The organism is Flavobacteriales bacterium (assembly GCA_016713875.1).
Lineage (GTDB): Bacteria > Bacteroidota > Bacteroidia > Flavobacteriales_F > PHOS-HE28 > PHOS-HE28.
The window spans coordinates 2,134,196-2,155,018 of record JADJOI010000003.1 but is presented as its reverse complement, the minus strand read 5'-3'; the positions used below and the strand labels follow the sequence as shown (position 1 = coordinate 2,155,018).

Genomic DNA, 20,823 nt, shown 5'->3' with positions numbered 1-20,823 from the left:
GAATGCCACCACCATGGCCGCGGTGACCAGCTTCGATGCATGTCAGAGAACGAGATCAGCAGGGTAGTGGTGGATGCGGCCTTGACGGTGCATAAAGCGCTGGGTCCTGGCCTGCTCGAGAACATCGATGAGCATTGTCTGGCCGCGGAGCTCAGGCACCGTGGCGTGTCGTTCGTGCAGCAGCGCGCCTTGCCCGTGAACTATCGCGGAGAACGACTCGACCGAGGATACAGACTTGACCTCATCGTCGAGGACAAGGTGGTGGTCGAAGTGAAAGCTTGCGATGGGCTTAACGATGTCCACTTGGCCCAGGTGCTCACCTACCTGAAGCTCACTGGGGCTCGACTGGGCCTATTGGTGAACTTCAATGAGGCTTTGTTGAAAACGGGCATCCGTCGCGTCGTTCATCAGCTTGCCGAGGACGCGGCTCAACCGTGAGGCCTCCTGTTCTTTGCGCCTTCGCGCCTTTGCGGTTTATTCGCAGCTAACAACCCGACCATGGCCTTCCCTTCCGACCTCGATATCGCCCAGAACGCGCAGCTGAAGCCCATCGCCCAGATCGCCCAGAAGCTCGGCATCGACCCCGAGCTCATCGAGCCCTACGGCCGCACCAAGGCCAAGCTGCCACTGTCGCTCATCGACGGGAAGAAGCTTGCGAAGAGCAAGCTCATCCTGGTGACGGCCCTGAGCCCCACCCCGGCCGGCGAAGGCAAGACCACCACCAGCATCGGTCTGAACGAAGGACTGAACAAGCTCGGCAGGAAGAGCATCGTGGTGCTGCGCGAACCGTCGCTCGGCCCCGTGTTCGGCATGAAGGGCGGCGCGGCCGGTGGTGGCTACGCGCAGGTGGTGCCCATGGAGGACATCAACCTGCACTTCACCGGCGACTTCGCGGCCATCGAGAAGGCCAACAACCTGCTCGCGGCGCTGATCGACAACAACCTGCAGAACCGGAAGCGCTCGCTCAACATCGATCCGCGCACCATCGCCTGGAAGCGCGTGATGGACATGAACGATCGCGCGCTGCGCGACATCACCATTGGCCTGGGCGGCACCGGCAACGGCGTGCCCCGGCAGGACGGCTTCAACATCACCCCCGCCAGCGAGGTGATGGCCATCCTCTGCCTCGCCACCAGCTTCGAGGACCTCAAGAAGCGCCTCGGCGACATCTACGTGGGCCAGCGCTGGGACCGCACACCGGTCTATGCGCGCGATCTGAAAGCCGAGGCCGCCATGGCCATCCTGCTGAAGGACGCCATCAAGCCCAACCTGGTGCAGACCCTCGAGGGCAATCCCGCCATCCTGCACGGTGGTCCTTTCGCCAACATCGCGCAGGGCGTGAACAGCGTGCTCGCCACCCAAATGGGCCTGAGCCTCGGCGACTACGTGGTGACGGAGGCCGGCTTCGGCGCGGACCTTGGTGCAGAGAAGTTCTTCGACATCAAGTGCCGTGCTGCGGGCCTGAGGCCTAGCGCTGCGGTGATCGTGGCCACGGTGCGCGCGCTGCGCTACCACGGCGGGGTGGACGTGAAGGAGGTGAACACCGCCGCACCCGACAAGCTGAAGGCCGGCCTGACCAACCTGGGCCGCCACATCGAGAACGTGACGAAGTTCGGCGTGAAGGCCGTGGTGGCCATCAACCACTTCCCCACGGACACGACCGAGGAGATCGACATGATCAAAGCCTACTGCAAGGAACGCGGTGCCGAAGCGGTGCTCGCGCAGGGCTTCGCGAAAGGCGGTGATGGCATGACGGATCTTGCGACTGCGGTGCTGCGCGTGATCGAGGAGGGCAAGAGCGACTTCAAGCCGCTCTACGACCTCAACGGCTCCATCAAGCAGAAGATCGAGACCATCGCCCGCGAGATCTACCGCGCCGACGGCGTGGACTACAGCAACGATGCCGAGACCGCGCTGCGCCGCATCGACAAGCTCGGCCTCAACGGCGTGCCCATCTGCATGGCCAAGACGCAGTACAGCTTCAGCGACAACAAGGAGCTGCGCGCCGCGCCCACCGGCTTCCGCATCACCGTCCGCGACATTGAGATCAGCGCCGGCGCCGGCTTCGTAGTGCCCATCTGCGGCGAGATCATGCGCATGCCGGGCCTACCTGAAGTGCCGGCGGCGGAAGGCATGGACATCGATGCGAATGGCGTGATCAGCGGCTTGAGCTGAGCATCGCACAGGCATCCGGCCTTTGCCGGCTTCGTGGTACCCATCCCGCTGTCGCGGGACAGGTCCTGCGGCGAGATCATGCGCATGCCGGGCCTACCTGAAGTGCCGGCGGCGGAAGGCATGGACATCGATGCGAATGGCGTGATCAGCGGCTTGAGCTGAGCATCGCACAGGCATCCGGCCTTTGCCGGCTTCGTGGTACCCATCCGCTGTCGCGGGACAGGTCCTGCGGCGAGATCATGCGCATGCCGGGCCTACCTGAAGTGCCGGCGGCGGAAGGCATGGACATCGATGCGAATGGCGTGATCAGCGGGTTGAGCTGAGCATCGCACAGGCATCCGGCCTTTGCCGGCTTCGTGGTACCCATCCCGCTGTCGCGGGACAGGTCCTGCGGCGAGATCATGCGCATGCCGGGCCTACCTGAAGTGAACCGCCGCATCACCGTGCGCGACATCGAGATCAGCGCCGGCGCCGGCTTCGTGGTACCCATCCTGCTGTCGCGGGACAGGTCCTGCGGCGAGATCGTGCGCATGCCCGGCCTGCCCGAGGTGCCCGCCGCCGAAGGCATGGACATCGATGCCAACGGCGTGATCAGGGGGGTGAGCTGAGCATCGCACGGGCAACCGGGCTGTGGTGGCTTATCCGGTCGCGATCAGCACTTCGCGGATGTGGGGCCGACCTCGCTGCGGGGCGCCCACACCCCCAGCCCCACCACCACCGGCAGCAGCCACGCATCGCGTGCCAGGTACCGCGCATCCACCACGCTGAGGCTGGCGCAGGCCCACGCCCCGATCAGCACCACCGCGAAGGCCAGCAGCACCGCCGCGCGCACCACGGGCGCTGTCCGCCGGCGTGATAGCACCACCAGCCCTCCGATGGCCGACAGCGCCAGCAGCAGGGCATGCACCGCGTCGAACACGGCCGTGGGGACCCGCCCGCGCGCGGTGGACTGCCAGGTGCTCCGGAAGGCGGGCAGCTCATGCGGCACATGCTGTTCCACCCGCTGGTAGGGCGGTGTGGACGGGTCGCCGAACCAGGGGCTCACCACCCCGTCGGCGAGCGCGGTGGCGCGGAGCTGCTCGGCCGTGGAGACGAGGCTGGCCCGCACATGGCCCCACAGGTACTTGGGTTCGGTGAGAGTCCCCCACACGATCCGTCCGTACTCCGCACGCGTGACCTCCCAGCCACCCTGGCGCTGCAGGGGACTCTCCGGATACCAAAGGAAGGCGCGGCTCGTGGTGGGTATACTGTCCAGGTACGCGCATAGGCCGTAGTGCTCGGTGGTGCAGTGCTCCTGCAGCCACGGTCGCAGCAGACCTGCGTCCACCAGACGGCCCATGAGGAACACATGGCTGCCGCGGCTCACATGCGGCGTGCCGGTGAGCAGACCGTTGGCCGCGAACAGCCCGCACCACGCGCACACCGTCACCGACACGGCCTGCAGGATCACCTGCCGCCGCGGGCGCGGGGTGAATAGCACGGCCACCACAGCCACCAAGGGCAGGATCACCAGGTTGCTGAGGTGGCACCAGCAGGCCAGGATCACCAGCGCGAAATCGTAGGTCCGCCATGGCCACCGTTCGCGCTGCAGGACGAGCAGCACGATGCTCACGGCCCCCACTGCGGTGAGGATGTCCGGCATCAACTGCACGGCGGTCCAACCCAACCCGGTGAAGGGCCCGAGCGCGACGCACGACACCACGGTCGCGGTCGCCGCGGTCCGTGCGGGCAGCAGCAGCCGGGCGATGCGCCACACGGCGATCGCGCACAGCAGCGCCTGCACCACCACCACGGGCCAGAGCGTGGCGCCGCCGAAGCTCAGGCCCCGGATGAAGGCCCCGTACCAGAACGGACGGTCCAGCGGTACCAGGCCCTCGAACGCGCTCGCCAGGTAGGTGCCCGTATCGGCATAGACCAGCGGATAGCCGTTCACCAGCGCGATGCTGAGCACACCGACGGTGGCCAGCAGTATCGCCAGGCCATCGCGGAGGAGCGGATGAAGCGCGGGCATCGCCCGCGAAGATGCGCTACCGCTCCACGATGATGGACCGCGACCGCTTCCGCCCGTCGATCCCCGTGACCATCACCTGGTAGGCACCGGGCGCCAGTCCACGAAGGTCCACCTCTGCGCGTTCCCCGGCGAGGCGGCGCTGCAGAACGACCCGCCCATCCGGCGCCATCACCTGCAGATGCTCCAGGGGCGCGAGGGAACGAATGGTGATCCGGTCCCTCGCAGGGTTGGGGAAGAGCAGCATTGGAGCCTCTTCATGCTCATGCGCCCCGGTGCCGACCGTGGCCACCAGGGTGCTCGTGTTCGTGCGGACGGGCGCGTTGAAGTCGAAGAAGATGTCCGCCGCGTTGGCCAGCACCGTACCGGCCACCACCGGTTGGTGCGGACGGATCCGGAACCCCACCGCGCCGTGGCTTGCCGGCTCGTTCACGTTGCTGTCCGGCAGCAGGATGTTCGCGAAGCGCCATTCCACCACACGGTCGGGCTTGAAGCTCACGGTGAACGGATGGCTGGCCGCTCCCTGCTCGAACGTGGTCATGTCCAGCTCGGCCGCGAGCGTGTCGGTGATCACCACGGTGAAGGCCGTGTCCGTGCCGGTGTTCTGGAAGCGGATCACATAGTCGACCCATTCGTCCTGGGCCAGGATGTACTCGCCGACGCTCTGGCGCGTGCTGGTGAAGGCCGTTTTGTCGTTGGGGTCGACGGCCCCGGTGATGGTGCGCGTGGAGGTCCAGCTGTTGTTCGCCGTGTTGGTCTCCGGACCGTCGTTCACGGCGGTGAACACGATCTCGGCCGTAGCCCCAAGGGGCGCCTGCGTATCCACCGTGGCGGTGACCTGCACGTGGAGGGTGGAGAACGGTGCGAGGGCCGGCAGCACCCAGCTGACCTGGTTGGACAGCACACTGGTGGGTGCGGGGATCGCGCCGGCGAAGGTGAGCGGGTACAGCACCTGGGCCGTGACGGTGATGGTGCCGCTGCCGGTGCCTCCCAGTTCGGTGACCTGCGCCCAGGCGGTGTGCCCGAAGCCCGGGCGTGCCGCGTTGTTCACCGCCGTCACCGCGAGGTCCATCGGTGCATCGGCCGTGGCGCCGATGTCGAGCGTGGTCACTCCTCCGCTCACGGTGAAGGGGATCGGCTCCGTCTGCGGACAGGCCGGCTCCACCGTGGGGTCGAGCACGGTGAGGGTGTAGGCTCCGTCCACCAGCTCCACGGTGAACTGGCCATCCGTGTTGGTGATCGCCAGCTGAGCGCCAGGGTCCACCTGCAGCGTGCGGTAGGGGATGCCCGGCTCGCCACCGTCCTGCAGGCAATCCGTGTCCGTGTCCGCGAACAGGACGCCGGCCACGCTCCCGCACCCCGGGCCCACCTCGGGCATGGTGAAGGTGAGGGAGCTGGTGCAACCGCTGGCGTTGTAGTCGAAGAGGACCTCATAGGCGCCGGCCGCCAAGCCCCCGATGGCGCTCGTGATCGTGCCGTTGGTGGTGGTGCTCAACACCACTTGGCCGCCTTGCGAGAACAGCACGTCGGCCGGCCAGGCATCGGTCTGCGTCAGGTAGAGGACGCCGTCCGCGTTGCCGCAGCTCGCCGGTGTGATCTGGTCGATGCTCCAGTACCAGGCCGTGTCCAGTTCGGGCAATGGCCCGGCGTAGCCGAAGCTCGAGCACCCGAGCGCATCGGTCACGATGTATGGGTAGTTCTGACCGGCGCACAGACCCACGAAGATGGGATCACCCTGGGTGGTGTACGCCTGTGGTGGACCCCAATCGAAGCTGTACGGCGGTGTGCCGCTGAACATGGAGGCCGGGAACGCCATCGCTCCGTTGCACTGGCCGGTGCAGGGCACACCAAGCCCCACATACGGCTCCGCGCCCGCCAAGGTGCCCGGCCCGCCAGGCCCGATCGTGGGGTCGTTCGGCACGTTCGCACTGAAGGTCTGCTGCAGGCCCAGATCATCCGTCACGGTGACGTCGTAGCCGCCCGCGGCGAGCCCGCTGCTGGTCGCGGTGCCCTGACCGTTCGGCGGAGCGGGCGACCATACATAGCTGTACGGTGCGGTGCCTCCCCCCACCTGGGCGGTGATGCTGCCATTGGCCTCCGTGCAGTTCTCCGGCGTGATGAGGAAAGAGCAGCTCAACTGGGCACTGGTCGCGGACCAGACGATCACCATCGGAAGCAGGAAGGTCGTGCGCATGCGGGTCATGTTGCCGAGAAGACGTGGTCATCGAGCTAGGGTTGGCCGCGCCCTCAACCGATCATCCCTCGGCCCAAGATCGGACATCCGCCGCACCTCGCGCTCCACGGAGCGGATGGACCCGCCTTCGCGACCGGCCATCGGCAACCGAGCGCCCGATCATCGTCTTCCGGTACAGCATACTTTGGGATCATGGGTCATCGCCTTCTCATCACCCTGATCGTCCTGATCGGGCTGCACAGCGCACGCGGCCAGGAGTTCGTTCATCACCATGTACCGAACGATTCCATCTCCCCGGTGGAGCCTTTGGTACGGCTCCTGCCCAACGGCGGGCTCTGGATGGCTTGGCTCAGTTGGGATACACAGGTCATCCCGTTGGGTTCGCGATTGCACGTGCGCCAATACGACCCGGCGGGCCTATTGCTCGCTTCCAACGATCTGCTCTTTCCGTCCATGGCGCCTTCGTTGTGGTTGGAAGGGGCTGCTGTTCTTCCGGATGGTGGCTTGGCGCTTGTTGGCCGCTTTGTGTGGAAGGCCCTCGTTGTGCGCATGGATGCCAATGCACAGCTCGCCGCGGCCAACCTTTACTCGAACGGAACGAACGAAATGTTCGGGGATGTGGCCGCTGTCGCGGATGACAGGCTGTTGCTTGTCGGCTCGTGCAGTGTAGGGACCGAGCGATGGCCCTGGATCCTGCGCGCGGATCTGGATGGCGCGGTTCAAGCGGCCTGGAGCGATCGGTTCATCGGCCTGGGGGGTTACCACCAGAAAGTCCGGAACACAGCGGATGGCGGGACTCTGGTGCTCGGCCAGCACATCGCCGGCAATGCCTTCTCGGCGATGCATGTGGTGAAGATGGACAGCCTGGGCCAGGTGGAATGGGGCCGCTTGTTCACAGGCCCGAAGCTCTGGCCCAAGGAGGCCCTGCAGCGGCCGGACGGCGGGTGGGAGCTGATGGCCGGGCAGCAGGTCCAGGACAGCATCACCCATGGCGCGCCGGTCCTGTTCCGCCTGGCCGCGGACGGAACGGTCGGTTCCAATACGCGTCTCTGGGCGGCACCGGTGGCGAGCACCTACCAGGTCGCCAGCAGCATGTGCCGTACGCCACGCGGTTCCCTGCTCGTCTGCGCTGGGGTGAACGCCTTGTCCGGTAGCGCCATGATCATGATCGACAGCAGCGGCGTGGCGGCACCCTGGGCACGCTTGGTGCCCGACAGTGCACTGCTTCTTCGGGTGAACGCCCTGACCCTGGACGACGGGGACCTGGTGTTGTACGGCGCTCGATACGCTTCCTCCGTCGACACCTACACCCCGCTCTTCGCCCGCTGGGATACGGCGAGCGCCTTCCCGTGTGGAAGTGGCAGCGCTCCGGTCCTCACCGACAGCATCGTGCACGGGCTCAGCACCATGATGGAGCATCTCGCGCTCAACCCGATCGTGGAGGACATCACCGCCCAGATCGTCGCGGACACCATCACCTGGACCGTGACCGACCCCTGCGCGATCGGCACCGAGGTGCGCGAGACGCCCGCAGTGACCGCCGGGCTCCGGGTGTTCCCCAACCCGGCCGCCGATCGCGTTCAGGTGGATGGGATCGCGGGCCTGGATGAGCTCCTTCTGCTGGACACGCAAGGGGCCCTGGTGCACCGCTGGAGCGCACCGTGGCCGCCGGTGATCGAGCTGAGCGCCGTGCGGGAGGGCTTATATCTGCTGCGTGCCGCACAGGGCACCGAGGTGCGTTCTGCCCGCTTGGTGGTACAGCGTTGATCCGGACCGCAGCAGGTACCGCGCGCAGCTATCGTCTTCCTGCGGCGATCGCCACCACACCCCACGGGATCAACCACGATACCCGCGCCAGAAAGCGCTGGTCCGGCAGACTGAGCGCGGCGCAGCTCATGGCAGCGAACAGCGTTCCCAGAACGAGCACGACGAGCAGCGTGCGTTCCCCGGGGGGCAGCCCGCCCCGAAGCAGCAGCGCGAACAGGCCCAGCAGGCCCAGCGCCAGCACGATCGTGTGAGCGCGGTCCACGGCGCGCAGCTGAAGTTCGCCGCGGGCCCCCCCGTTCTGCAGGGAAGCGAGGTAGTCGTCGAGCTCATGCGGGACGTCGTGCTGCACGGCGAGGTAGGGCGGGCTCACCGGCTTGCGGTACCACGCGAAGGCGATCTCGCCCACCCCAAGGCGCGTGAGCTGCCCAGCGCCATCGCGCCAGGCCGAACGCCATAGCGCGGCGCGCACCGCATCGTCGCGCAGCAGCACTGCTGTGATCGTTCGGGCCTCGGGCAGGAACGCGTCCCATCCGCCCGCCCGCGTCACCGCGCCGTCCGGTCCCCACAACAGGGCCCGGCTGTCGGCGGGCGCCGGCGCATCGCACAGGGACCAGTGCGCGGTGGGGCAGTGGCGTGCGAGCGCATCGGGCAGCGCACCGGCATCCACCACACGGCCCAGCAGGAAGAGCGGCGTGCCACGGGAGAGCTCCCATCCACGCCCGGCCCAGCGGTTGCTCGCCACCAGCGCGAACACGGACAAGGCGACCGCTCCGATGACCACGCTGGTTCCTGCAGGCAGCGGGCGCTTCCGGTTCAGCACAACCTGCGTCATCAGCGCGATCACGGCCGTGGCGGGCACGATCACCAGGTGCGAGAAGTGGGTCATGCAGGCCACGATGATGACCGCTGCATGACCAAGCCGCCACGATCGCGACAGCGGCGTGAGCATGAGCAGGGTGGTGGACACGATCGCCAGCGGGGTGAACACATCCGGCAGCAGGCGGCCCGTATACCAGCCCAGTCCGGTGGTGGCGCTCAGCAGGGCGGTGGTGGCGAGGAAGAGCCCCCAGCGACGGCCCACCAGCACCTGCCACGCGTGCACGAGCACCACGGCCGTGAGCAGCGCCTGCGCGATCACCACGCCCCACAGGCTGAGGCCGTCGCCACTGAACAGGCGGCAGAAGAGCCCGTAGCCCAGCGGCCGGTCCGCCGGAATGCCCAGCTGGAAGCCGCTGGTGAGGTAGGTGCCCGTGTCGGCGTACACCAAGGGGTAGCCGTTGAACAGCGCCGGGCCCAGCAGCAACAGCGCGGCCAACGGCACGATGCGGGCTGGCATCGTATTCATGTGGACGCGTTGGCAAGGTGACCAGCGTGATAAGGCAGCAGATCGGCATGGGGTGAACGACGCTTCGCGTCAGCGCACCTGGTGGCTTGTAGGCGGTCCACGAAGGATCTCTGCAACTCGCCCCGGCCCTTCACAGCCAGCGGACCACGGCGGATGAGGTCCATGAAGCGCTGCGCGACGGCCGCCCCGCAGGCGAGGAGCACGACGAGGGCGGCGGCGCGGGGCATGCGCTCGGAAAGGTAGCGCCCGCCCGCCAACACCATGCCAACGGCCGTTTGGGATCCAGCGTTCTTGGGGTTATCTTTCAGCGTCCCCAACCAAAATCCGTCCTGACATGAACATCACCTTCAATGAACTGCGCAGGATCAAGGACAAGTTGCCCGACGGCAGCATCCACCGCATCGCCCGCGAGCTGGACCTGAACGTGGAGACGGTGTGGAACTACTTCGGGGGCTACAGCCATCCGCAGGGGCGCCCCATGGGCGTGCACCTGGAGCCCGGCACGGACGGGGGCGTGGTGTCGCTCGACGACACGCGCATCCTGGACATCGCGAACCGGATCCTGAAAGAGGAACCTGCGTGAGGGTTGCGGCACGACCGCTGCGAAGCGGGAAGGGAGAGGGACCATGCGGTCCCTTTCTCTTTCAAGGATGAAGGTGCAAGATCCGCGCCCTGTGGACGCTGCCGGCCGGATCCACGGTGCGCAGCTCGACGACATGGAGGCCCGATGATCGAGCTCCCAGGTGGACGACCCCGCCACCGGAAGGCAGGTTCTGCTCCAGCACGCAGGCGCCGCGCGCGTCGAACATCCGCAGCAGGGTGGGCCGGTCGTGCACCACATGCACCCGGGCGCCGTCAGGACCCTGCAGCACACGAACGGCATCGGCCAGGGAGGGCTGATCGACGAGGTTCTCGAGGTCGAGCTGGAACACACGCACGTGACCGGAGTTGTCGCCGCCATCATCGTTCCAGTGGGCGCCCACCGCGATGCGATGGCCGCTGGTGGAGCACGCCAGCCCCGACCCCGCATAGTCAGCGGGGGCTTCGCCCACGATGGCCGGGCCGAGCTGCACCCAGTTTCCGGCGACCTCCTCGAACACACGCACCTGCCCGGGTTGGTTCGTGCTGCCCGGTTCGTATGGCTCGCTCACCATCAGGCGGCCTCCATCGGCGGTGAGCGCCACCTTGAACCCTGCCCAGTGATCGAATGCGGGACCGTCAAGATCCGCGCCCACCTGGGTCCATTGCCCGCCGCTCTCGTGATACACCCGTGCATGCCCCGCATCGGCGCCGTTGCCGTCGTTGAACGGAGCGCCCACGGCCAGCCGGGTGCCATCGGCCGAGAGGGCGATCGACCAGCCGAACCCATCGCCCGGCGCTTCCCCGATCAGGTCCGGACCCACCTGCACCCAGGCAAGGCCGTTGAACGATAGGACCCGAACGTTCCCGTCCGCATAGGTGGCCAGCCGCTGACCATCGGCCGAGAGCGCGAGGGCCTTCCCCAGTTCACCGTTCGGGGTCTGACCCAGGATGTCGGGCCCCACCTGCACCCAGGCACCGGCCACCTCGTCGAACACGCGGATGTGCCCGCCTTGGTACGCGCCATCGTCGTTCAGCTGCGCGCCCACGGCCAGACGCGTGCCGTCCTCGCTCAAGGCGATGGCCTGTCCACACCACTCCGTGGCCCCTTCACCAACAATGGTGACGCCGACCTGCGTCCAGGTCCCGCCGTTCTCATCGAACACACGCACATGTCCGGCATCACTTCCGTTGTCATTGTTCCGCGGTGCGCCGACGGCCAGGCGGGTGCCGTCCCCAGAGAGGACCACGTACCCGAACGCGTCGCCTGCGGCGACGCCATCGAGATCGGCTCCCACCTGGACCCAGGTGCCGCCCAGGTCGTCGAACACCCGGACATGCCCCGCCGCCATGCCGTTGCCGCTGTTGCTCGGCGCACCCACGGCCACCCGCAGGCCGTCCGCGGAGAGGGCCACGCTCACGCCGGAGCCGTCGTACGGGGCCTCGCCATCGATGTCCTGCCCGACCTGGAGAAAGGTCTGGGCGAGGATGGTCCCGCTGGTGCTCAACAAGAAAGTGACGAGCATGGAGCGGCGCATGATGGATGGGGCGACGGTATACGACCGGCGGCGCGTGAAGGTATCAGGCATCTCGATCACCGCTCCAGCACCGTGAACTCGACGCGTCTGTTGCGCGCGCGGCCCTCCTCGCTGCTGTTGTCCGCCACGGGGCGGCTCTTGCCGTAGCCCTTCCAGCTCAGCCGGTCGGCGTCCACCTTCTGCTTCACCAGATGGTCCACCACGGCCTTTGCGCGGTCGTTGCTCAGGCGGATGTTGTAGGCCTCGCTGCCCTGGTCGTCGGTGTGCGCGCCGATCTCGATGCGCATGTGCGGGTAGTCGGTGAGCAGGTGCACCACCTTCTCCAGCTCGGCGTGGCTCTCGGGCTTCAAATCGGCCTTGTCGAAGTCGAAGAAGATATGGTCCAGCACGATGCTCTTGCCCACCTCGGGTTCCACGCGTGGCAGCTCCACCTGGGCCGTGCCGGCGTGGTCGGCCACGCGCACCTTGGGCGGCGGCGGTACGCTCTCACTGGGCTTGGGGCTCAACGCACTGCCCGGCGGCGCCACCCGCACGTTCACATCGTCCACGAAGTAGTAGGCGCCGCGCTCGCCCTCGGGAAAGCGCTCATGCTGCGTGGCCTCGTCGCTGTAAAAGTTGCCGACCAGCACGAAGCGCTCGCCGCCCGCGGCCTCGATCACGCCGTTCACCTTGTGCCAGCCGCTCTTCTTCACCAGCTTGTCCTCGTTCACCATGGGGGTGATGTACAGCGGCAGGCAGTCGCGCGAGCGGATCGGCTCCGTGGCCAGCAGCAGGCCGATGTTGTTGCTCGCCTCGTTGCTGAAGCTGGCGCGCATCACCCAGCATTCGGCCACGTAGCGCACCCCGGCCTCCAGCGGCGCGGCCAGCTCGATCTGCAGGTACTCGTGCCAGTGCGTGGGCGTGTTGCCCCGGCCCCAGGTCTTGATGCCCGCCATCGCCACGCCGCCGTGGGGACGCGCGCGCCCGTCCGTGCGCTTGCCGGGGTGGCTCCAGCAGCCTGGGTCGCTGAGCATGCTGAAATGGTCCGGCGTCGTCTCCGTCGGGCTCGTCCAGCCCACCATCACCTCCTCGTTGAACTTGGTGGCGTCCTGTGTCCACGCGCATTGCAGACGGCGGGTCTCCTCGAAGCCGGGATTGGGCACCAGGTTCGGCATCGTGTCGGCGTTCAGTGTGCGTTGCAGACCGGTCTGCGCCAGCAGCGGCGCGGCGGCCAGCAGAGCGGGAAGGAGGGCGGTACGGACCATGCGGCGAAACTACCCGGGCCCCAGGGCCGCTTCCCGGCGTCCGCGGCGGGGATCATGAACAACCTTTCGTGAGTGGTGAGTGACGAGTGGCGAGTGGCGAGTGGCGAGTAGCGAGTGGCGAGTAGCGAGTGGCGAGTCCGCTTGGGCGGCCACTCGCCACTCGGTGCGCTGGGCCTGCGGGCAGCACTCGCCACTCGCTACTCGCCACTCGCCACTCGGCGCGTCGGCCCTGCGGGCAGCACTCGCCACTCGCCACTCGGCGCGTCGGCCCTGCGGGCAGCACTCGCCACTCACCACTCGGCGCGTCGGCCCTGCGGGCAGCACTCGCCACTCGGTGCGTTGGACCTGTGCGCAACACTCGCCACTCGGCGCGTTGGGCCTGCGGGCAGCACTCGCTACTCACCACTCGGCGCGTCGGCCCTGCGGGCAGCACTCGCCACTCGGTGCGTTGGACCTGTGCGCAACACTCGCCACTCGGCGCGTTGGGCCTGCGGGCAGCACTCGCTACTCGCCACTCGGTGCGCTAGGCCTGCGGGCAGCACTCGCCACTCGCCACTCGGTGCGTCGGCCTGCGGGCAGCACTCGCCACTCGGTGCGTCGGCCTGCGGGCAGCACTCGCCACTCGGTGCGTTGGGCCTGCGCGCAACACTCGCCACTCGCCACTCGGTGCGCTGGACCTGCGGGCAGCACTCGCCACTCGCCACTCGGTGCGTCGGCCTGCGGGCAGCACTCGCCACTCGGTGCGTCGGCCTGCGGGCAGCACTCGCCACTCCCCCTAGCTTCGCACCCCTTCGGGCAACGACAGCCCCGCCGCCCGCGTCCTCCGCCTCCTTGTCCGTCCCATGGCCCGCCTCTTCGACCTCCTTCGTGAAAGCCTGCGTGGCGAGGAGCAGGACTACACGGCCATGGGCGTGCGCCGCGCGATCGTGCTGTTGAGCATCCCCATGATCCTGGAGATGGGCATGGAGGCCCTGTTCGCGTTGGTGGACACCTACTTCGTGAGCAAACTGGGCGTCGTGGGCACGGCCACCATCACGCTCACGGAGACCTGCATGGTGCCGGTGTACTCCATCGCCTGGGGCCTGGGCATGGGCATCACCGCCGTGGTGGCGCGGCGCACGGGCGAGAAGGACCGCGATGGCACGCGCGCGGCGGCGGGTCAGAGCTTTCTCATCGCCCTGGTGTGCGGGCTGCTGCTGGCCGTGCCCGCCGTGCTGTTCGCCGGGCCGCTCCTGCGCATGATGGGCGCCGCGTCGGATGTGCTGGTGGTGGCCGTCCCCTATGCCCGCCTCATGTTCGCCAGCAACCTGGTGGTCACCCTGCTCTTCGCGCTGAACGCCGTGTTCCGTGGCGCAGGCAACCCCGGCATCGCCCTGCGCACGCTGGCCATCGCCAATGGCATCAACATCGTGCTCGACCCGCTCTTCATCTTCGGCATCGGTTTCTTCCCGGAGCTCGGGGTGCAGGGCGCCGCCGTGGCCACCACCATCGGGCGCAGTTGCGGGGTGCTCTACCTGTGCTGGAACTTCTTCCGCAGCGATGGCGGTCTGGCCGTTTCCCTGCCCGACCTGCGACCGATGCGCGGGGTGATCATGGGCATCCTCAAGGTCTCGCTCGGTGGCGTCGGCCAGTTCCTCATCGCCAGCCTGAGCTGGGTCTTCCTGGTGCGCATCGTGGCCGACTTCGGCACCGAGGCCGTGGGCGGTTATGGGGTGGCCGTGCGCATCATCATCGTCGCGCTGCTGCCCGGCTGGGGCATGGCGAACGCCGCGGCCACGCTGGTGGGACAGAACCTCGGTGCCGGGCAGCCCGATCGCGCCCAGCGCAGCGCCTGGCTCTGCGGCCACTACAACATGGTGTTCATGGTGCTGGTCACCATCTTCTTCTGGGCCGCCGCACCATGGATCGTGTCCTTCTTCGATCAGGGCCCCGAGGCCGATGGTTATTCCATCCTGGCCATGCGCGTGATCAGCCTCGGCTACTTCTTCTACGGCTACGGCATGGTGCTGGCGCAGGCGCTGAACGGTGCGGGCGACAGCCTCACGCCCACGTGGCTCAACGTGATCTGCTTCTGGGCGATGGAGATCCCCATGGCCTACCTGCTGGCCATCACCTTCGGGCTCGGGCCGCTCGGGGTCTTCGCGTCGGTGGCCATCTGCGAGAGCGTCCTGGCGATCCTCAGCGCCGTGGTCTTCCAACGCGGACGCTGGAAACAGGTGAGGGTTTAGCAAAGCTCAAAGCGGAAAGCTGAAAGTGGAAAGTGGAAAGCGGAAAGCCGATCGGCAGGAAGCCGGAGGCCGAAAGCGTGAAGCCGGTGGCTGGAGGCCTGAGGCCGGAAGCCGGAAGCCGGAGGCCTGAGTCGGGTAGCTGGAGGCCGTTCGAGAAGGAAGAAAGATCAAGGACGAAGAAGGATGACGAAAGAAAGAAGCCGACGTCCGCACGTGGGCGGCTGGTGGCCGGAGGCCGGAAGCTGGGGGCTTGAGGCGGGCGGCTGGAGGCTTGTGGCTTACTCTGCCTTGAACCATTTCGGCCTGCCCTCGGCGTACCAGCGCAGCAGCGTGTCCACGATGTACTCCACCTTGCGGCTGTCCGCCCAGGTGCCGCGGAACACCAGGTGGCCGTCGCGGTCGATCACGTACGCGGCGTTCGGGGCCCGGCCGTAGCTGTCCAGCACGGCGTCGTTCAGTCCGTCCACCAGCACGGGGATCTTCACGGTGTTTCCCAGTTCCTGCGCGTAGGCCAGCTTCTCGTGCTCGCTCTTGGGCGCCGGGTAGTCGCGGTAGGTCCTCTGGTCCCCCGGGTGCAGCTCGCGGCCGTAGATCATGAACAGGTGCACCTGCGTGCTGTCGTACTTGCGCTGCAGCGCGTCCCACAGCGGCAGTTGGAAGCGCGCCGGCGGGTTGGTGATGCTGCCGAACATGAACACGCGGATCCGCCCCTGGTCCGCGCTCAGCCGGTAGCGGGCGCCGGTCTGCGCCACCGGCAGCTCAAAGTCCTTCGTCCGCGTGGCCACACCGGCCCCCTCGCTGTGCGTGCGGATGTCGTCGATCGTGGCCCGGATCACCTTGTCGAAGTTCATCCGCCAGATGCTCACCATCCGCCGCATGCTCTTGATCTCCTGCTTGCTGTAGCTGTTCAGGTAGAAGTCCAGGTCGTCGTGGAACACCAGCGCGCTGTCGGTCACGTAGGGCTTCGTGTCCCAGTTGGCCACGATCTGGGCGGGCAGGGCCGGGGCCCAGGCCGCAACGAGCAGGAGGGGGAGGAGGCGCCGCATGGTGGGGGCGAAAGGTAGCGGCCGGGCCGAGGACGGGGGGGGATTGCCCGTTCGAAGGCCGGGCCCTCTGTTCAGCCGGGGCCGCTGGTGCGCCACACTCCACCACCATTCTGCCGTGGTAGATGCGATCGTCCTTGCTCAAGGTCACCTGATACAGGCCGGGCCCCACGCCGAAGACGTCCATCCCGGGGTCTTCGCCGCTCATGTCCAACTGCTGAGCGCGCACCAGGCGGCCGCTGTTGTCGTGGACGCTCAACACCAGATCCCGTTCGTTCCGCAGGGCGGTGGGCACCTTGATGCGGAAGGATCCCTGATTGGGATTGGCATAGATGAGCAGGTCGTGGCCCTCTGGGGCGCGTGGATCGTTCACGCCGGTGTCCGGCGTCCACCTCCGCCATCTGACGGCCAAGGCGGTCTACCAAGGACACGACCACATGAGCCTCTCCTGTCAAGGTCAGCCTCAGGTCGGACGACGAAACCTCACGCCCTGGTAACCAAGCCAGCTCCGTTAGGGCCCATCCTCCAACGATGAAGCAGCCCCCATGTATACAACAAGATCCCAGCCCGAACTCTCGGCGGGGTCCACCCCCTGGAGCAAGGTGCGCTTCCCCCGCCCAGCACGTGGATCGGGGCTTGGGTTTAGTGTCCCTTGTCGCCTTCTCCGCTAATGTGGATCGTGCACCAAGCGCACCGCCTGCCGTCCTTGATCGGTAGTTACCACCACCGTGTACAAGCCAGGTGGATGAGCGCTAAGGTCGATGTTGTGCGTGCGGGTCCGCAGCACTTCCCGGCCTTGGGGATCCAGTACAATCATCTGGGCTGGAAGCGTCGAGCCGTACAAGGTGTACCGACCCGTTCCTGGGTTTGGACCCACAACCACCGGGAAGGCCACGTGCTCAGGCACACCGTTGGGAGAGCAAGCCCCGGGTGCCCCTACAGGCCCCCAGGACCACCACACCGTATCGTTACTGCTCATGCATTCGAGTCCATAAACCACATCCAAAATCGGCTCACCAGCAGTTTCCAATAATCCGGCCGACCCTCCAATTCCTTGTATCCACCAATACCCAGTCGGTCCGCCCATCACACCAATGTTCTGAATACCAATCCTTTTTCTTGCTTGGCCGCCTAAAATGATCGTATCGACCCCGGTGACGTACATGGTGGTCGTGAAGCCATTGGCAGGATCAGTGCCAGCGACCCATACCCCAAGCACTGAGTCGCCCACAGAAACGTCAAAGTCATATAAGAGATGCTCTTGTTCCGTATTCGGATGATAGTAGAACACTTGGCCTGATCCACTCTCCCGTAGCCCTCCCCCAAATTCCTCAAGCCACGTTCCAGTGTCCCAGTACCAAGACAATGACTGATAGTCCTGGCCATTTATCGTCGTGTCCGGAACACCTCCTGGCAACAAGTAGGTTCTTCTCCAATCGAACAACCCTTGCCAAGTGTCGTACATCCGGAAATTCCAGATAGCAGTTGAATCTGGCAATGCCTTGAACTGGGCCTTCAGGGTCAAGGTCGGTAGCATGCAACAACCAGAAGCCACCAAAAAACATTGGGCGAAACTGTACTTCATCATCGTTCGATGCAAACTGAGCCAACATGCGCTCTGCCATCTGCAAAACCTACCTTGACTACATAGACACCCATTTCAGCATTGATCTGTATGTCCCATTCTATCTCGTTCGACGCATTCAGTATCGAGACCGGTACCGACCGGCCTGTTTGATCGTATGCCTGCACCGAGGTGATCCTCGACCCTGGCTGCGACCGAATCACGATACAGCCTGTTGAAGGGTTCGGGAAGATCAATAAGCCTTGAGCATCCACCATCCCCTTTCCATCCAATGATGCAATGGTGCCATTTCCTTCCTGAAGGTTCTTGAAGCTGTTGCCAGGGATGTCGCAAGGATGAATGAAAGCGTGGAACTCCGCACCTTGTGATGCATGGAACCCAGGAAGAAGGCGAACCCCGCTCCCCGCTCGATAGGAAATATCCAGACCGGGGTCTATGAGAGCTTCAGAGGCAATCGAACTTGTGGCCTCTACGAAAGCGTTGTTGGCGTGCGGAGCCACAAAAGTCAGATCTTCAACTTCCGGACACCACAGGTGGTGTTCCCACAGACCTCGTCCGACCAAGCCCGCCCTGATCCGATTGGCTTGATAACTGATCTCCAATCCCTTGCAGTTCACATGGGGCAAGTTCGTCCCCACAAGCTGCCAGCCATCCCCGCTGGCTTTCAGTTTTTCATTGAGGAAATAAACCCCAACGTCCGTGGCCACATACATGCCACCGTCGCTGCCGCGCTCTAAGGTTAAGCTCTCCCAGTCCACCCCAATGTTCGGCAGTGCGCCCCACGTGTTGGTTGAGCCGGTTAGGTCGGTGACCACCACGTTGTTCAAATCGCTGTAATCGACCTTGAAGATCATCTCTGTACCGTCGGGAAGGCCGGAATAGAACGAGCTTGAGGAGTAGGTGAAGTAGAGGATGTCCGGATCTTCGAAGTCCGTGTCAATGTCTGCAGCCCAAACATCAGTGCGCGGCATTGATGGCATCTCCTGCCAGCTTCCTTGCACCACTGTTGCCGGCCCTCTGGCCAAGGTGGTCCGATAGAGTTTCTGACTACCTGCAAAGTAAGCGTACAGATAGTTCGGATCGGCCACGCGGAGTGGAGTCGCCAAATGCCATTGCTGCCAGGTCCGATCAGGGTCGCGAAGTCCGAGATCACCTCGAACGAGCCCGTCGCCCCATGCGCCAGGGATCGATAGATCTCATGCGGCGAATTCGATGATACGAGCCCAGGTATGTAGATCGCTGCTGGGCGCCCTCGATCAATGGTTCCTTCTGTATTCCAACCAGCATTGCCCCATCCTCCGGTCATTTGGCTAGTTGTTCCTGCTCCATCTGAAGATTTCCACCATGAGAAGTTCTGGTCAGACCAATACATATACTGGCTCTCCCACGGGTCGATCATGGCCTGTTGGCCGTCCGCATTCCCAAGCTGCTTCCAATCAGGTGCCCAACTTGGTCCATGAATACCGATGGTCAGGACGTTCCCATCGTGGTACAAACCCAAGATCATATCATCGGCTGTGGAATAGGAATCGCCCACACGATGCACCTCGGCCACACCCAGTCCATTCCCGCGCCACTCCCAAGTGACCCCATAGTCCAAGGACAAATGCACACCTCCGTGATTGGCCATCCACCAACGTTCGCCTGAACTGGTCGGTTGGCTCACAAAATCTTCCATGTCCACATGATACTGCAATTCATTTGGTTCCCCAGGTCCGTAGTCGTGCCAAACTCCAGAAATTCCAGTACTATATCTTCCAAGTTCTGGGTAACTATGTTCAATCATTATGTCGTGCCCATTAACTTGAGAGACACCGAAGCCATTTCCCCCACCGTATACATTCAGGATGTCATCTCTTAGCAACGCATCCCAACTACCCGCAATACCATCATTAATCCTATATAGCTCGTCCAAAGCGCCTGCTTGCGGCAGATCATAGAATACATGCAGAGCGTTTTCGTTTCCCGGTGCCTGGCTCACTTCAATGGTGAGATTGTTCGCATTACGGTCCCATAGAAGATACTCTCGATTCCCATTCGGATCACCGGGAACGAACGGGTGCATCGGCTGGTTCGGCATCTCGGTCCAAGTCGCACCATCGTCGAGGGTCCGCATCAGTCGCCAGAAACGCACCTGGTCATTCACAGAATTGGTCGCTTGATAGCGGACCGCCGCGTATAATATGCCGGAGTTGGTAGGGTGCATCTCCAGATCATGGATGTGGCGTCCATCAGTGAACGGGTAGGTTCCGTAAGTTGAATGGTTCAATACCGAAGGAGGTACTGGGATCGGCACTTCTAGCCAGGTGGGGTTAATGTCGTTCACATTCGAAGTTCGCCACAGGGTATGCGAGGTCGCCGCATACAGAACATCTGGATCATTGGGGTCCGGGACGAGCTTGAAGATCTCAGTCCATATGCCACCATTGGAAGCGAAGTCAGCCTGATCCGCAATGCGTTCCCAACTCACCCCGTTGTCCGAGGTCCGGTGAATACCTCCAGACCAAAAGATGTAGCCCGCACTTGCGGCGTACCATGTGTCCGTGTTCGTGGTCCCGGTCTTGAACACGGCATGCCTGCAACCGGACCGGTCCCATTGCTTGTCACTACCCGCGTTGCTCCAGTTCAGCCCAGCATCGGCCGTGTAGTATAGGCCTCCGATCGTTGACCCGCAGAGCATCACGTCCGGATCGTTCGGATTGGTCGTGATGAAGTGGATCGGCCCAATGCCAGGTTGCGAGCCTTGTCCGATGCTCGTGAGCCCCAAACTTGGCCTGTCCGTGGGTCCAACTTCATACCAGTCGCCTGTATTGTTCGTGCTGGCTGCAGATCTCATCGCCTGCAGAGACGTTTGATAAGCCGAATAGTACTCCTCAAAGGTATCGCCATCCTTCAATCGAACCGTCCAGAAGTCCTCCCACTTCTTGAATGTAACATAGTTCCCTCCTTCATGAAAATCGCTGCTATCACCAGTTGCCATTAGACTATCATAGTGGTGACTCAACTGAGCCCTAAGCGGAAAGAAGTCCTTTCCTGCGTAGTCGACCGGTATTTGCGCTTGCGCATTGAGCACAACTGATGCAAGCAGCCAGATGATGATCCTCCATCCTCTCATGT

General features: G+C 64.8%; 18 protein-coding genes. 8 read left to right on the top strand and 10 right to left on the bottom strand.

The features are described from left to right. Positions 1-39: 39 nt before the first annotated feature. The 5 genes from IPJ87_10730 to IPJ87_10710 all read left to right on the top strand — a co-directional run bounded on the left by IPJ87_10730 (position 40) and on the right by IPJ87_10710 (position 2,783). Positions 40-438: a GxxExxY protein gene (locus IPJ87_10730; GenBank protein ID MBK7942329.1), complete on the top strand. Its 399-nt coding sequence runs from the start codon at positions 40-42 to the stop codon at positions 436-438. Positions 439-498: 60 nt separating this feature from the next. Then, the gene (locus IPJ87_10725) at positions 499-2,175 is read left to right on the top strand and encodes a formate--tetrahydrofolate ligase (protein ID MBK7942328.1); all 1,677 of its coding nucleotides are present in this window, start codon (positions 499-501) and stop codon (positions 2,173-2,175) included. Positions 2,176-2,208: 33 nt separating this feature from the next. Then, positions 2,209-2,337 (top strand): formate--tetrahydrofolate ligase, encoded by a 129-nt coding sequence (locus tag IPJ87_10720; protein MBK7942327.1) that lies wholly within the window; start codon positions 2,209-2,211, stop codon positions 2,335-2,337. A 77-nt stretch (positions 2,338-2,414) separates the two neighbouring features. Next, on the top strand, positions 2,415-2,498 hold the full coding sequence (locus tag IPJ87_10715; protein MBK7942326.1) for a formate--tetrahydrofolate ligase: 84 nt from the start codon (positions 2,415-2,417) through the stop codon (positions 2,496-2,498). Positions 2,499-2,576: 78 nt separating this feature from the next. Further along, on the top strand, positions 2,577-2,783 hold the full coding sequence (locus IPJ87_10710; protein ID MBK7942325.1) for a formate--tetrahydrofolate ligase: 207 nt from the start codon (positions 2,577-2,579) through the stop codon (positions 2,781-2,783). 44 nt (positions 2,784-2,827) lie between these two features. Here IPJ87_10710 and IPJ87_10705 read toward each other — a convergent pair whose 3' ends face one another. Together IPJ87_10705 and IPJ87_10700 are read right to left on the bottom strand one after the other, a co-directional pair. Continuing rightward, on the bottom strand, positions 2,828-4,186 hold the full coding sequence (locus tag IPJ87_10705) for a hypothetical protein (protein ID MBK7942324.1): 1,359 nt from the start codon (positions 4,184-4,186) through the stop codon (positions 2,828-2,830). Positions 4,187-4,202: 16 nt separating this feature from the next. Beyond that, a complete protein-coding gene (locus tag IPJ87_10700) occupies positions 4,203-6,377 on the bottom strand; it encodes a hypothetical protein (GenBank protein ID MBK7942323.1) in 2,175 nt (724 codons plus the stop codon). A 192-nt stretch (positions 6,378-6,569) separates the two neighbouring features. Here IPJ87_10700 and IPJ87_10695 point away from each other — a divergent pair, with 192 nt between their 5' ends. After that, positions 6,570-8,144 carry a hypothetical protein gene (locus IPJ87_10695; GenBank protein ID MBK7942322.1) on the top strand — a complete coding sequence of 525 codons (1,575 nt, stop codon included), beginning with the start codon at positions 6,570-6,572 and terminating at the stop codon, positions 8,142-8,144. A gap of 28 nt (positions 8,145-8,172) precedes the next feature. Here the strand turns inward: IPJ87_10695 and IPJ87_10690 are convergent, their stop codons facing one another. Both IPJ87_10690 and IPJ87_10685 read right to left on the bottom strand, forming a co-directional pair. After that, positions 8,173-9,489: a hypothetical protein gene (locus IPJ87_10690; GenBank protein MBK7942321.1), complete on the bottom strand. Its 1,317-nt coding sequence runs from the start codon at positions 9,487-9,489 to the stop codon at positions 8,173-8,175. Beyond that, a complete protein-coding gene (locus IPJ87_10685; protein ID MBK7942320.1) occupies positions 9,486-9,716 on the bottom strand; it encodes a hypothetical protein in 231 nt (76 codons plus the stop codon). The genes IPJ87_10690 and IPJ87_10685 overlap by 4 nt, the downstream gene beginning before the upstream one ends. Positions 9,717-9,823: 107 nt before the next feature. Here IPJ87_10685 and IPJ87_10680 point away from each other — a divergent pair, with 107 nt between their 5' ends. Next, positions 9,824-10,072 carry a DNA-binding protein gene (locus IPJ87_10680; protein ID MBK7942319.1) on the top strand — a complete coding sequence of 83 codons (249 nt, stop codon included), beginning with the start codon at positions 9,824-9,826 and terminating at the stop codon, positions 10,070-10,072. Positions 10,073-10,133: 61 nt separating this feature from the next. On the opposite strand, the gene IPJ87_10675 is transcribed toward IPJ87_10680, so the two are convergent. Both IPJ87_10675 and IPJ87_10670 read right to left on the bottom strand, forming a co-directional pair. Continuing rightward, positions 10,134-11,594 carry a hypothetical protein gene (locus IPJ87_10675; protein ID MBK7942318.1) on the bottom strand — a complete coding sequence of 487 codons (1,461 nt, stop codon included), beginning with the start codon at positions 11,592-11,594 and terminating at the stop codon, positions 10,134-10,136. Positions 11,595-11,662: 68 nt separating this feature from the next. Then, positions 11,663-12,850, bottom strand: a complete 1,188-nt coding sequence (locus IPJ87_10670) for an OmpA family protein (protein ID MBK7942317.1) — start codon at positions 12,848-12,850, stop codon at positions 11,663-11,665. 842 nt (positions 12,851-13,692) lie between these two features. On the opposite strand from IPJ87_10670, the gene IPJ87_10665 reads away from it, so the two are divergent. After that, on the top strand, positions 13,693-15,078 hold the full coding sequence (locus IPJ87_10665) for an MATE family efflux transporter (GenBank protein MBK7942316.1): 1,386 nt from the start codon (positions 13,693-13,695) through the stop codon (positions 15,076-15,078). Positions 15,079-15,356: 278 nt separating this feature from the next. On the opposite strand, the gene IPJ87_10660 is transcribed toward IPJ87_10665, so the two are convergent. The 4 genes from IPJ87_10660 to IPJ87_10645 all read right to left on the bottom strand — a co-directional run bounded on the left by IPJ87_10660 (position 15,357) and on the right by IPJ87_10645 (position 20,821). Then, positions 15,357-16,016 (bottom strand): hypothetical protein, encoded by a 660-nt coding sequence (locus IPJ87_10660; GenBank protein MBK7942315.1) that lies wholly within the window; start codon positions 16,014-16,016, stop codon positions 15,357-15,359. Between the two features lie 772 nt (positions 16,017-16,788). Then, on the bottom strand, positions 16,789-17,646 hold the full coding sequence (locus IPJ87_10655; GenBank protein ID MBK7942314.1) for a T9SS type A sorting domain-containing protein: 858 nt from the start codon (positions 17,644-17,646) through the stop codon (positions 16,789-16,791). Between the two features lie 59 nt (positions 17,647-17,705). Then, entirely contained in the window at positions 17,706-18,560 is an 855-nt protein-coding gene (locus tag IPJ87_10650; protein ID MBK7942313.1) for a T9SS type A sorting domain-containing protein, read from the bottom strand. Further along, on the bottom strand, positions 18,557-20,821 hold the full coding sequence (locus IPJ87_10645; GenBank protein MBK7942312.1) for a hypothetical protein: 2,265 nt from the start codon (positions 20,819-20,821) through the stop codon (positions 18,557-18,559). The genes IPJ87_10650 and IPJ87_10645 overlap by 4 nt, the downstream gene beginning before the upstream one ends. Positions 20,822-20,823 lie beyond the last annotated feature (2 nt).